This window comes from Micromonospora echinofusca (assembly GCF_900091445.1).
GTDB lineage: Bacteria > Actinomycetota > Actinomycetes > Mycobacteriales > Micromonosporaceae > Micromonospora > Micromonospora echinofusca.
In genome coordinates, this window is sequence record NZ_LT607733.1 from 889,876 (window position 1) to 902,266 (window position 12,391).

Sequence of the window (12,391 nt, forward strand, 5' to 3'; positions counted from 1 at the left end):
ACAGCGGACCGGGCTTCACCGTGTCGGGCGTACGTCAGGCGCTGCGGGCGTCCCGCTCGCGGGCCCGCAGGGCGCGCACGACGCCGTCGCGGCCCTCCGCCACCAGCCGGCGCAGCGACGCCGGGTGGCCGTCGCCGGCAAGCCAGGCGTCGGTGGCCGCCACCGTCTCCTCGTCCACCAGGAACATCGGGTACGCCAGCTGCGCGAACTCCTGCGCCGGCTCGCTGTCCCGGCTGCCCCAGACCTGGCCCACCACGGCGAAGTACTTCTCCCGGTAGGGCGCGGTCAGCTCCGTCTGGGCCGGGTGGGTGAAGCCCTGCAACAGCGCCCGGTTGCGCCAGTTCGGCAGCGCCTCCGGCCCGGTCAGCTCGGCCCAGACGGCGGCCTTGTTCTCCGCCGTCGGCACCAGCGCGTGCGCGTACGCGGCCTCCCGCTCGCCGCTGGCCGTCCGGTCCCCGGCCAGCTCGGCCTCGATCTCGGCGGTGCCGGCCGCGCCGTTGGCGACCAGGGCGTCCAGCACGGCCCAGCGCAGCTCGGTGTCGATGGCCAGGCCGGCCGGCACGTCGTTGCCGGCCAGCCAGCCGCGCAGGGTGGCGAGGTCCTCGGCCGAGCGGGCCGCCTGGGCGTACGCGCGGGCCCAGGTGAGCTGGAAGCCGCTGCCCGCCTCCGCCGCCGCCAGCGCCGTACGCGCGGTGCGCGCCAGCTCCGCCCAGCCGGTCGGCGCCCAGGCCGGGTCGGCGTAGTAGGTGAGCGTCGTGTTGGCCTGGCGCAGGGCCGCGTTGACCAGGTTGATGTCGGTCTCGGCCGGCAGCCCCGCCAGCACCAGCGCCACGTAGTCGCGGGCGGCCAGCTCGGCGTCGCGGGTCATGTCCCAGGCGGCGGTCCAGCACAGCGCGCGGGCCAGCGACGACTCGAAGCCGGCGATGTGCTGCACGACGGTGGCCATCGACCGCTCGTCGAGGCGCAGCTTGGTGTAGGTGAGGTCGTCGTCGTTGAGCAGCAGCACGTCGGCGGCGGGCACGCCGCGCAGCGCGGACACCTCGGTGCGGTCGCCGGTGACGTCGACCTCGTGGCGCTCGCGGCGGACCAGCCGGCCGTCGGTCAGGTCGTAGAGGCCGACCCCGATCCGGTGGGTCCGCAGCGTCGGGTGCCCGGCGGGCGCCTCCTGGAGCACGACCACCTGCTCGTAGGTGCCGTCCGCGCCGATCGTCAGCTCCGGGCGCAGGGTGTTGACCTGCGCCGTCTCCAGCCACTGGGCGGCGAACTTGCGCAGCTCCCGGCCGGAGGCCGCCTCCAGCTCGGAGAGCAGGTCGTCGAAGGTGGCGTTGCCCCAGGCGTGCTTGGCGAAGTAGGCGCGCAGCCCGGCCAGGAACGGCTCCTCGCCGACGTACGCGACGAGCTGCTTGAGCACGCTCGCGCCCTTGGCGTAGGTGATGCCGTCGAAGTTGACCTCGACCGCCTCCAGGTCCGGCATCTCGCAGTAGACCGGGTGGGTGGAGGAGAGCTGGTCCTGGCGGTAGCCCCAGTTCTTGCGGATGGACAGGAACGTCGTCCAGGCCTCGGTGAAGCGGGTGGCGTGGGTGTTGCACCAGTGGCTGGCCCACTCGGCGAACGACTCGTTGAGCCACAGGTCGTTCCACCAGCGCATGGTGACCAGGTCACCGAACCACATGTGCGCCAGCTCGTGCAGGATCGTGTTGGCCCGCTGCTCGTACTCGTAGTCGGTCACCTGCGAGCGGAAGAGGTAGTGCGCCTCGGCGTGCGTGACGCAGCCGAAGTTCTCCATCGCGCCGGCGTTGAAGTCGGGTACCCACAGCTGGTCGTACTTGGGCAGCGGGTAGCGCACGCCGAACTGCTCGTGGAAGAAGTCGAAGCCCTGCTTGGTGACCAGGAAGAGGTCGTCCGAGTCGAGGTGCGGCGCCATCGAGGCCCGGCAGAACGCGCCCAGGTCGATGCCGTCGTGGCTGTCGCGCACCTCGTGGTACGGCCCGGCGCAGAGGGCGGTGATGTAGGTGCTCATCCGCACCGAGGTGGTGAAGTGGACCGTCTTCAGGCCCTCGCCCGCCGCCTCCTCCCGCTCCACCGGCATGTTGGAGATCACCTTCCAGTGCTCCGGGACGGTGGCGTGCCAGGTGTAGACGCTCTTCAGGTCGGGCTGGTCGAAGCAGGCGTAGACCCGCTGGGCGTCGGCCGTCTCGAACTGGCTGTAGAGGTAGGTCTCACCGTCGACGGGGTCGACGGCGCGGTGCAGCCCCTGCCCGCTGTTCGAGTACGCGAAGTCCGCCTCGACGACGAGCGTGTTGTCGCTGTCCAGTCCCGACAGGGTCAGGCCCTTCTCGGCCGACCAGTCGCCCAGGTCCACCGGTGCGCCGTTGAGCGTGGCGGAGCGTACGGAGTCGGCGGCCAGCTCGATGAAGGTGCTCGCACCGGGCTCCGTGCACCGGAACCGGACCTCGGTCCTCGACCGGAAGGTGCGAGCCTCGGCCGCCCGTACGGCGGACGAGAGGTCCAGACTGATGTCGTATCCGGTCACGTCGAGCAGGCGGGCCCGCTCCGTGGCCTCGACCTGCGTCAGGTTGCGCACTCCCGGCACTTTTCGTCTCCATCCCGTCTCGCCGCACGCCCCGTTGGCGCCGTGATCGGCCGCTCGTGACGGCCGGATTCGAGTCTTCCATGCACGAACACCCCTTGGTGGGCGAGGTCACGCTCTCATTCCGCTGTCGGTCGATACCCGCCGGGGTGAAGATCGCAGGAGGCGTCGGGAGGCCGGCGCACCCCGTTTCGAAGGGACCAGCCGTGAGCGAGCGTGCCGCCGTAGACATGTTCTTCGACCCCCTCTGCCCGTGGGCGTGGATCACCTCCCGTTGGCTGCTGGAGGTGGAGAAGGTCCGGGACGTGGACGTCCGGTTCCGCGTGATGAGCCTGTCGGTGCTCAACGAGGGCCGGGAGCTGCCCGAGGAGTACCAGGAGCTGATGCGGACCGGCTGGGGCCCGGTGCGGGTCTGCATCGCGGTGGAGCAGCGGTACGGCCAGGACGCCGTCCGGAAGCTCTACACCGCGCTCGGCACCCGGATCCACCTCGGGCGGGAGAAGCTCACGCGGGAGCTGTTCGTGGCCGCGCTGACCGACGTCGGGCTCGACCCGGCGCTGGCCGACGTCGCCGAGGGCAGCGACCACGACGAGGCGCTGCGGGCCAGCCACGAGGCCGGCATGCGCCCGGTCGGCACCGACGTCGGCACCCCGGTGATCCACGCTCCCGGTCCCGAGGGCGGCACGGTCGCCTTCTTCGGCCCGGTGATCACCCCGGCCCCCAAGGGCGAGGCCGCCGGCCGGCTCTGGGACGGCGTCCTGCTCGTCGCCTCCACCCCCGGCTTCTACGAGCTCAAGCGCTCCCGGGACCTCGACCCGATCTTCGACTGACCGTCCTCCCGCCGACCCGAGGAGTCCGGCGCCGGATGCCCGGCCCGGACCCCTCGGGTGGAGCCACGGGACGGGGGTGAGCAGGGGCGGGAAGGGTGTGCGGGGCGTCACCGGGACGGCGGCGGGATCGTTGGCCTCGGTGTCCGCCGCAGCGACCCGCAGGGCCGCACCCCGCAGCTCGTGGAGGCAAAACCGATGGCCAAGCACCGTGTGCCCGGTGACGATCCGTCGACCCGGGAGGGGGTGACCGAGCGCCCGGACACGGCGTACTGGTCGGTCGACGACTCCCGCTGGCCGACGCTCCGTCCCGACCTTCCCGCCCACATGGTGGACCTGCTCGCCCCGCCGATCGTGGTCGGCGTCGCCCGCGTGCCGGCCACCTCCCGGCTGACCCCGCCGGCCGAGCATCGGCCCGTCGCGGCGGCGGAGCACCGGCCCGCCCTGCCCGCCGACCGGCCCGTGGCGCCCGTCCTGCCCGCCGAGCATCGGCCGGTGCCGGCGGCGTCGGCCGGGTCCCGCAGGATCGTTCCCGCCGGGCCGGGTGTGCCGGGCCGGCGACCGGCGGGCGCTCCCACGCCGGGCGGTCGGCACCGCCGGGCGGCGGGACAGCCCGACCGCACCGTCTGAACCCGGCGCCCGCCCGGTAGCTCTTTCATCTGGTGGACCACGCGCGGGTCCCGCGTCGGCGGGACCCGCGCCGCCGGTAGCGTCTTCGCACATGACGGTCGTGCATCCGATCGCCCGGGCCTGGATCACCACTGGCGGCACCGGCGCGCAGAACTACGACGAGTTCGCCGACGACGCGGAGATCACCGCGATCATCGAGGCGAACCCGCACAGTGCCCTCGGCATCGAGATGCCGCATCGGGCGCCGGAGAGCCTGGGCAAGTCCTTCCTCGACGCCCTGCCGGACGCGGTGACCCGGCTCGCCGAGGCGAAGGCCGACGGCAGCTACACCCCGGCCGAGCAGGTCGTGGTCCTCTACCGGATCAGCGCGCCGGGGGAGGAGAACGCGTACGGGCTCTTCGCCATGGTCGACACCGACCAGATCTCCACCCGCGCCGACGAGCCCGGTCTGGTCATCCGCAACGAGGACGTCTTCATCGCCAAGGTGCGGGAGCGGGTGGCCCTCGCCGAGGCGCTGGGCCACCTGCTGTCGCCCGTACTCCTGCTCCAGACCGGGCGCGGCGACGAGCTGCACGCCGCCCTCGCGGCGGCGACCGAGGCGGCCGGCGCGCCGGCGGCGACCGACACCGACCAGGCGGGGCGCACCCACGCCATCTGGCTGCTCGGCCCGGGCCCGCGCCAGGACGAGCTGACCGCCCTGGCGGGCGGCGGCGAGCTGGTCGTGGCCGACGGCAACCACCGCAGCCTCGCCGCCCAGACCGGCGGGCTGCCGCGCTTCCTGTCGGTGATCACGACTCCGGCGTCGGTGGCGATCCAGCCCTACAACCGGCTGGTCAGCGAGCTGACCACCACCGCCGACGACCTGCTCGCCCGGCTCCGCGCCGCCGGCGCGGAGATCAGCCCGATCGACGGCCCGGTCGAGGTCCCGGAGGCTGGCGGCACCGTCCACCTGCGCCTCGCCGGCCAGGGGTACGCGGTCACCCTGCCGCACGTCGGCGACAACCGGCTGGAGAACCTGGACCACGCCCTGGTCGAGCGGCTGCTGCTGCGCGACGCGCTCGGGCTCGACCCGGGCGACAAGCGGATCACCTACGTCGGCGGCGACTACCCGGCTAGCTGGCTGACCGGCGAGGTCGACGCGGGGCGGGCCGAGCTGGCGGTGCTGGTGGCGCCGGTGACGGTGGACGACTTCGTCGCGGTCAACCTGGCGCGGGAGAAGATGCCGCGCAAGAGCACCTGGTTCACCCCGAAGGCGCGCGGCGGCCTGGTGGTCGCCGAGCTGTCCCGCTGACCCTGTGACGAATCCGCCTCCGGGGCGCCGCCCGCGCGCCGCCCCGGAGGCGGGCCTGACAGACTGCGCGGTATGCGCGTCTACCTGGGATCCGACCACGCCGGTTTCGAGTTGAAGGTGCACCTGGTCAACCACCTGACCAAGGAGGGCTACGACGTGGTCGACGTCGGCCCGCACGCCTTCGACCCGGACGACGACTACCCGGCCTTCTGCCTGCATACCGGCGACCGGGTGGTGGCTGACGGCGGCAGCCTCGGGGTGGTCATCGGCGGCTCGGGCAACGGCGAGCAGATCGCCGCGAACAAGGTGGCCGGCGTCCGGGCGGCCCTCGCCTGGAGCATCGACACCGCCCAACTGGCCCGCGAGCACAACGACGCGAACGTCGTGGCGGTCGGCGCCCGTCAGCACACGCTGGACGAGGCGACCGCCATCGTCGAGGCGTTCCTGACCACCCCGTTCTCGGGCAACGAGCGGCACGCCCGCCGGATCGCCCAGGTGGCCGACTACGAGGGCACCCGCCAGCTCCCCCCGCTGCCCTGACCGCCCGACCGGTCGTCCCGACGCCCGGATGACTCCGGGCGCCGCCAGGCTGGTTCGTGCCCCGGGGAGGGCCGGTTCCCGCCACGGTCCGCCGTCAGCGGCGGGGGAGGTCCTCGCGGGGCGTCCAGTTGCGGCGGATGATCACCACGCGTTCCTCGGCCGCGGCCAGGTCCTCGTCCGTGGGGCGGGCGGCGTCGCGGGCCCGCATCGCGGCGGTCACGCTCACCTGGGAGGAGCCGGGGCCGACGAGCCCCCGCAGGCCGCGGTCGCCCTCGTCGCCCGGCCCGCTGCGGCGGGCACGCGGCGGCTCGGGGCCGTCGTGCACCCCGGCGGTCGTCGCGTTCGGGCCGCCGGCCCCGCCCGTATCACCGGTCGGGTGCCGCAGCCGGCGCCGGCGGCGCTCCGTGTCCCCCATCAGCCGACCGTACCGCCCCGGCCCGATCCGCGCCGGCTCGCGCGTCCGCCGTCGGTCGAGCGCTGGCCCTGCTCCGGAAGGCGCGGTGGGGCGGGTGACGAGCCGGGTGGCGCGGTGGGGGCGGGTGGCCAGGCGGGTCGGCGGTGACCTCGGTCACGGCGCCACGGCCCTGAGCCCGGCGTAGGCCCGGCCAGTCCGTGCACCGGGGCCCGCGGTTCGGGTGCCGTGCCCCGGTGCGGCCTCGGCGTCCGGTTTGCCGGCTGGCTACCCTCGGAACGGACGGCGGCCGGTGGTCGCCGTCGGTCCAGGGGAGGGACGAGATGGTCGACCAGACGCAGCCGTGGGCCGAGCGGACCGTCGAGGTGCCGCCGCAGCCCGGTGTCGGGGTGCCGCCGCAGCGCGACGCGTTCCAGCGGGGGGTGGCCTCGGTCGGGCAGTCCCGTACGTCGCGCACGGAGCCGTTCCCCGTCGTCGAGCACGAGCCGACGGGCACGGGCTGGCCGGACGCGCCGGCCCCGCGCCGGCCGCTGAGCTGGCACGTCGAGCAGTTGAAGCGCGGCGGCGAGTGGAGTGCCGCCGGCGGACTCTTCGCCTTCGTCTGCTGGGGGATCTGGGCCATCTCGGGCGGCGGCGATCTCGCCGGCCCGTTCCTGATCTTCCTGCTGAGCCTGCTGGTGGCCGCCGGCCTGTTCGCGTTGGCCCGCCTGCTCGGTCGGGTGGTGCTGGAGCGGCAGTTGGGCCGGGTGCGGCGCAGCGCGCGCGGGGCGCACCTGGTGACGGCGGTCTTCCTGGCCGGTCTCGGGATCGCCTACCTCCAGCAGACCGAGTGGGTCGTGTCGGCCTGGAACTGGATCAGCAACAACTGACCGTACGCCCGGGCGGGCCGGCCTGCGCCGCCCGCCCGCGCGTCCGGTCGCGGGGTCTCGCGACCTCCGGTCGTTCCACCAGGTCGAGGGCTGCTTACCCGGCCGGACGCGGTTCATCCGTGCCCGGCCGGGGCTGATCCGCAGCTCAGTGCTTTCCGCCGTGGCCCTCCGCGTCCGCCTTCGGGGAGGCCACCCGGGCCTCCGGGTCCTCGACGCCGGGCTCCCCGCCGTCCGGGGCCACCATTCCGTCGTAGTTGTAGACCGTGCCGTCCTCGCCGTGCTGCTTGGTGGTCCGGACATAGCGGTGCATCATGCCGTCGATCTCCACCTCGAGGAGGGCGTCGCCGCCCGTGTCGATGGTGCTGCCGTCGCGGGGGCCGCCAACGAGGTTTGCCTTCGTGTTCGTGTCCATGCCAAGGCCCTACCCGGGCGGTCCCGGTGCAAAACGGGCGGCGTCCGGTCGGGCGGTCGGATCCCGTCGGGCGACGGTATGACCGACGCGGGATGTGTCGGGCCATTGCCATTCATCGATGCCTATCCATAGGCTCCCGCCATCGGTTTCCGGCGCACCGCCTCGGCGCGCCGCGAGGGTTCGGGAGGCTCCCATGGTCCGTTGGCGCACACTCGTCGGCCGGTTGGCCGCCGCGTTGGTGGCGGTCACCGCCGGCTCGTTCGTCCTGGCCGTTCCGGCCTCCGCCAAGCCCGGGCCCGAGGTGACTCCGTACGTCGTCGGCGGGACGCTGGCCGCGCAGGGGGAGTTCCCGTTCATGGTGCGGCTCTCCATGGGCTGCGGCGGTTCGCTCTACAGCCCGCGCCTGGTGCTGACCGCCGCGCACTGCGTCGGCAGGACCGGTACGAACACCAGCATCACCGCCACCCTCGGCGTGGTGGACCTCCAGTCGTCGAGCCGGATCCAGGTGCGCTCGAACTACGTCTACCGGGCGCCCGGCTACAACGGCAACGGCAAGGACTGGGCCCTCATCCGGCTGGCCACGCCGGTCACCACGCTCCCGACGCTGAAGATCGCCACCAGCACCGCGTACGACAACGGCACCTTCACGGTCGCCGGTTGGGGCGCCACCCGTGAGGGCGGCGCGCAGCAGCGCTACCTGCGCAAGGCCACCGTGCCGTTCGTCAGTGACGCGACCTGCAACTCCTACTACGGCGGCCAGATCATCGCGAGCGAGGAGATCTGCGCCGGCTACGCCAGCGGCGGCATCGACACCTGCCAGGGTGACTCGGGCGGCCCGATGTTCCGGCGGGACGCGAGCAACGCCTGGATCCAGGTCGGCATCGTGAGCTGGGGCAACGGCTGCGCCCGGCCCTCCTACCCCGGCGTCTACACCCAGGTGAGCACCTTCGCGCCGGCGATCGCCTCGGCGGCGGCGAGCCTCGGCGGCTGAACCGCGACGCCCCTGGGGGCCCGGCCGGCTCGTCCGGCCGGGCCCCCGCACGCGTGCTCCGGCTGGCCCTTGCCCCTGCGCCCGCCCGGTCGCCGGGCGTGCTGCTGGACCGATTGGTCGCCCGGGCCCCGCGGGGCCGGTTCTCCCACTGTTGCCGGGAGATGGACACGCGCTGATTACGTTCAGGTCGCGCTCGCGCACAAGGGGGAGTGGCGACGACGGCATCGCCGAGGGCGGCACGCCCCGCGCCTGGGATGGGGTCGGTCCGGCGGCCAGCGCGTCGCCGGCTACCGCCCGTCATCGTGCCTGCTCGTCCGCGCGGCGGGGCCGGTCCGTCCGCCCGTCGGTCCGCCTCCACCAACGCTCGACGGTCCAGCGTGGAACTTCCGCGTACGCCGGCCTGCGGGCGAAGGATTCCCTGGTGGGAGGCCGGTCCGCCGGACGGGCGGCGCGCGGCGGGCCGCCCGCTGGCGCGGTCGCCAATTCCAAGTGACAGGAATCGATGTAGCAGAAAGTTGCATATTCCCTCGCTTCGATCAGCCCTCTAATGTCCTTGACCAGCAGCCAGGGCATCGACCGGTGCCGATAACTACCCTTGCTGTGCGTCGGGTCGGATTCGTCCCTTCCGCGGCGGGACGACAGGCCTGGCGGGCACGGGGACAGGAGGCGTGATGAGGGCGGGCGACACCGTATCCGTGGCGGCGGTTCCCGTCTCCGACGGGCCCACCTGCCGGTGCACCGCCACCCCTGCGGCGGCCGCCGTCGGGACGCCGTACGACGACCGGCCCTTCCTGGCCGTGTCCGGCATGGTGGAAGAGCGCGTCGACCGGCACCCGCACCGCCGGGCGGTGTCGTTCCGGGGCCGCTCGCTGACGTACCGCGAACTCGACGACCTGGCCAACGGCGTCGCCGCCGCCCTGGCCGGGCGGGGCGTCCGGCGGGGCGACGTGGTGCCCGTCCTGCTCGCCGACGGGCTCGAACTGCCCGTCGTCGACCTGGCGTTGATGAAGCTCGGCGCGGCCTTCGTACCCGTCGACCCCGGCTGGCCGGCGGACCGGCTGCACGCCTCGCTGCGGGTGGTCCGGCCCCGGCTCGCGGTGGTACGCGGCACCGGCCCGCGCCCCGACACCGGAGACGTCCCCTGCCTGCCCGTCGACCTCGACGAGATCACCCCGACCCGCCGCCGGCCCGGCGTGCCGATCGGCCCGGCCGACCTGATCTACGGCATCTTCACCTCCGGCACCACCGGCACCCCGAAGTGCGCGCTGAACCGGCACGACGGCATCGCCAACCGGCTGCGGTTCATGACCCGTCACTTCGCGGCGACCGGTGACGAGGTGGTGCTCCAGAACAGCCGGCACACCTTCGACTCGTCGGTGTGGCAGATGTTCTGGCCGCTGACCACCGGCGGTCGGACGGTGGTGCCGGTCGAGGGCGGGTTCCTCGACGTCGAGCGGACCGTCCGGACCATCGCCGACGAGACCGTCACGATGACCGACTTCGTGCCGAGCGTGCTCGGCGCGCTGGTGTCGGTCCTGGACCGGGACCCGGCGGCCCGGCGCGCGGTCGCCTCGCTGCGCAACGTGATCGTCGGCGGCGAGGAGATCGACCCCTGGGCGGTGCACCGGCTGGTCGAACTGGTGCCGGGCGTGGCGGTCACCAACGGCTACGGTCCGACCGAGGCGTCGATCGGAATGATCTTCCACACCGTCGTCCGCAGCGACGGCGACGTCATCCCCATCGGTCGACCCATCGACAACTGCTACGCCGCTGTCGTGGACGACGAACTGCGGCCCCTGCCGCCGGGCGAGACCGGCGAGATCGTCATCGGCGGGGTGTGCCTGGGCGAGGGGTACCTCGGCGACTCGGCCCGCACCGCCGAGGTGTTCGTGCCCAACCCGCTGCCCGCCATTCCGGGTGTCCGGCTCTACCGCACCGGCGACCTCGGCCGGGTCGCCCCCGACGGCCGGCTGCACTTCGCCGGCCGCCGCGACCACCAGCTCAAGGTCAACGGCGTCCGGATCGAGGCGGGCGAGATCGAGACCGCCGCCACCCGGCTGGCCGGCGTACGGCAGGCGAAGGTCCTGCTCGCCCGCGAGCACCGGGGCAGGTCGCTGGCCCTCTTCCTCGCCGCCGACCCCGAGGTGACCGAGCCGCAGGTGCGGGCGCACCTGCGGCGGCTGCTGCCCCGGACCCACGTGCCCCGGCACGTCGTCGTGCGCGACGCGCTGCCGCTGACCGGCAACGGCAAGGTCGACCGGCAGGCGCTGGAGGCGTGGCTGGACCATACGTTCGCCGACCGGACACGTCCGTCGGCCGCGCCCGCCGAGGCGCGGACGCTGCCCGAGCGTGTGCTGGGGGTGTTCCGGACGGTCCTCGGCCGGCCAGACCTCGACCCCGACACCGACTTCCTCGACGCCGGGGGCGACTCGCTCCAGGCCCTCGACGTGGTCACCGCCCTCGGCGCGGACCAGAGCCTGCGCGTCGGCGTGCAGGACCTGTTCACCCACCGCAGCGCCGCCCGGCTCGCCCGGGCGCTCGCCGTACGGCTGCGTGCGGCCGACCCCGCCGAGACCGAGGACGAGCTGGTGGAGCGGGACGCGAAGATCCCGGCCGACCTGCCCGTACGCCCCGTCGGCCGGCGCCGGGCGCCGCGTACGGTCCTGGTCACCGGGGCCACCGGATTCGTCGGCGCGCGCCTGGTGCACGAGCTGCTCGCCACCACCGACGTCCGGGTGTTGTGCCTGGCCCGCGCGGCCGACGACGCCGAGGCCACCGCCCGCGTCGTGCGCGCGCTGGCCGAGCGGGGCCTGTGGCGGCCCGGCCACGACCTGCGCCTGCACGGGTACGCGGCCGACCTCGGCCGCCCGGCCCTCGGCCTGACGCCGCAGGCGTGGGACCGGCTGGCCCACGACTGCGACCTCGTGCTGCACGCCGGGGCGCTGGTCAACTTCCTGTTCGACTACCGGGCCCACCGCGCCGCGAACGTCCTCGGCACCGCCGAGCTGCTGCGGCTGTGCCTGACGGGCCGGCCGAAGCCGCTGCACCACGTCTCCACCCTCGGCGTCCTCGACAGCGAGGCCGCCCGCCATCCGCAGCCGCTGCCCGAGACGTACGACCCGGCCCTCGCCGTCCCGCCGACGAGCGGCTACAGCCGGTCGAAGTGGGTGGCGGAGCGGTACCTCGACGACGCCCGGCGGCGGGGCGCGACCATCACGGTGCTGCGCCTCGGCGAGGTGATGCCCGCGGCCGACGACGGCCACCCCAACCCCCGGGCCCTGACCCACCTGCTGCTGGCGGCCTGCCATCGGCTGCGGATGCGGCCCGACGCGCCCGTGCGCTCCGACTGGACGCCGGTGGACTGGGCCGCCCGGCGGATCGTCGCCACGGTCGTCGACCCGCGCCAGTGGGGCGGCACGCTGCACGTCCTGCACCCGGTGAGCGTCGACTTCACCGACCTGCCGCTGGGCGGCGCGGACGCCCTGCCCCGGGTGAGCTGCGGGCGGTTCCTGGCGGGGCTGCGCGAGGCGGCGGGCGAGGGCGACCGCGACGCCGCCGTGCTGCTGGCCCTCTTCCCGCCCGGCGCGGGCGCCGACGAGGAGCGGCTGCGCGCGGTCTTCGCGACGCTGCTCACCGACAACCCCCGGCTCTTCCGGCGCGACGGCTGCGCCGAGCTGGAACGGCGCCGGGGCTTCACCGACCACCGGCTCGGCCCGTCCGTCGGCGCCTACCGTGCCTGGCTGGGCGAGCACGAGGGGCGGGAGGCCGACCGGCTGCTGCTGCCGGCGGGACCAGGGTGAACGGCCGCGCGCGACGCGATGACCGGCAC

General features: G+C 74.2%; 10 protein-coding genes. 7 read left to right on the forward strand and 3 right to left on the reverse strand.

Annotated elements, in window-relative coordinates; translation table 11 throughout:
- Positions 1 to 34: 34 nt before the first annotated feature.
- Entirely contained in the window at positions 35 to 2,584 is a 2,550-nt protein-coding gene (gene pepN / locus GA0070610_RS04160) for an aminopeptidase N (protein WP_088998802.1), read from the reverse strand.
- A gap of 212 nt (positions 2,585 to 2,796) precedes the next feature.
- Between pepN and GA0070610_RS04165 the strand changes: the two genes are divergently transcribed.
- The 4 genes from GA0070610_RS04165 to GA0070610_RS04180 all read left to right on the forward strand — a co-directional run bounded on the left by GA0070610_RS04165 (position 2,797) and on the right by GA0070610_RS04180 (position 5,878).
- Positions 2,797 to 3,420, forward strand: a complete 624-nt coding sequence (locus GA0070610_RS04165) for a mycothiol-dependent nitroreductase Rv2466c family protein (RefSeq protein ID WP_088998803.1) — start codon at positions 2,797 to 2,799, stop codon at positions 3,418 to 3,420.
- A 195-nt stretch (positions 3,421 to 3,615) separates the two neighbouring features.
- Complete coding sequence (locus tag GA0070610_RS04170) at positions 3,616 to 4,047, forward strand: hypothetical protein (RefSeq protein ID WP_088998804.1); 432 nt, start codon at positions 3,616 to 3,618, stop codon at positions 4,045 to 4,047.
- Positions 4,048 to 4,138: 91 nt separating this feature from the next.
- On the forward strand, positions 4,139 to 5,338 hold the full coding sequence (locus tag GA0070610_RS04175) for a DUF1015 family protein (RefSeq protein ID WP_088998805.1): 1,200 nt from the start codon (positions 4,139 to 4,141) through the stop codon (positions 5,336 to 5,338).
- A gap of 72 nt (positions 5,339 to 5,410) precedes the next feature.
- The gene (locus GA0070610_RS04180) at positions 5,411 to 5,878 is read left to right on the forward strand and encodes a ribose-5-phosphate isomerase (RefSeq protein WP_088998806.1); all 468 of its coding nucleotides are present in this window, start codon (positions 5,411 to 5,413) and stop codon (positions 5,876 to 5,878) included.
- A 94-nt stretch (positions 5,879 to 5,972) separates the two neighbouring features.
- Here GA0070610_RS04180 and GA0070610_RS04185 read toward each other — a convergent pair whose 3' ends face one another.
- Positions 5,973 to 6,293: a hypothetical protein gene (locus tag GA0070610_RS04185; RefSeq protein WP_088998807.1), complete on the reverse strand. Its 321-nt coding sequence runs from the start codon at positions 6,291 to 6,293 to the stop codon at positions 5,973 to 5,975.
- A 320-nt stretch (positions 6,294 to 6,613) separates the two neighbouring features.
- Between GA0070610_RS04185 and GA0070610_RS04190 the strand changes: the two genes are divergently transcribed.
- Positions 6,614 to 7,159: a hypothetical protein gene (locus GA0070610_RS04190; protein WP_088998808.1), complete on the forward strand. Its 546-nt coding sequence runs from the start codon at positions 6,614 to 6,616 to the stop codon at positions 7,157 to 7,159.
- A gap of 145 nt (positions 7,160 to 7,304) precedes the next feature.
- Here GA0070610_RS04190 and GA0070610_RS04195 read toward each other — a convergent pair whose 3' ends face one another.
- The gene (locus GA0070610_RS04195; protein WP_088998809.1) at positions 7,305 to 7,571 is read right to left on the reverse strand and encodes a hypothetical protein; all 267 of its coding nucleotides are present in this window, start codon (positions 7,569 to 7,571) and stop codon (positions 7,305 to 7,307) included.
- Between the two features lie 193 nt (positions 7,572 to 7,764).
- On the opposite strand from GA0070610_RS04195, the gene GA0070610_RS04200 reads away from it, so the two are divergent.
- Both GA0070610_RS04200 and GA0070610_RS04205 read left to right on the forward strand, forming a co-directional pair.
- Entirely contained in the window at positions 7,765 to 8,562 is a 798-nt protein-coding gene (locus GA0070610_RS04200) for a S1 family peptidase (RefSeq protein WP_088998810.1), read from the forward strand.
- 671 nt (positions 8,563 to 9,233) lie between these two features.
- A complete protein-coding gene (locus GA0070610_RS04205) occupies positions 9,234 to 12,362 on the forward strand; it encodes a non-ribosomal peptide synthetase (protein WP_088998811.1) in 3,129 nt (1,042 codons plus the stop codon).
- Positions 12,363 to 12,391: the final 29 nt, after the last annotated feature.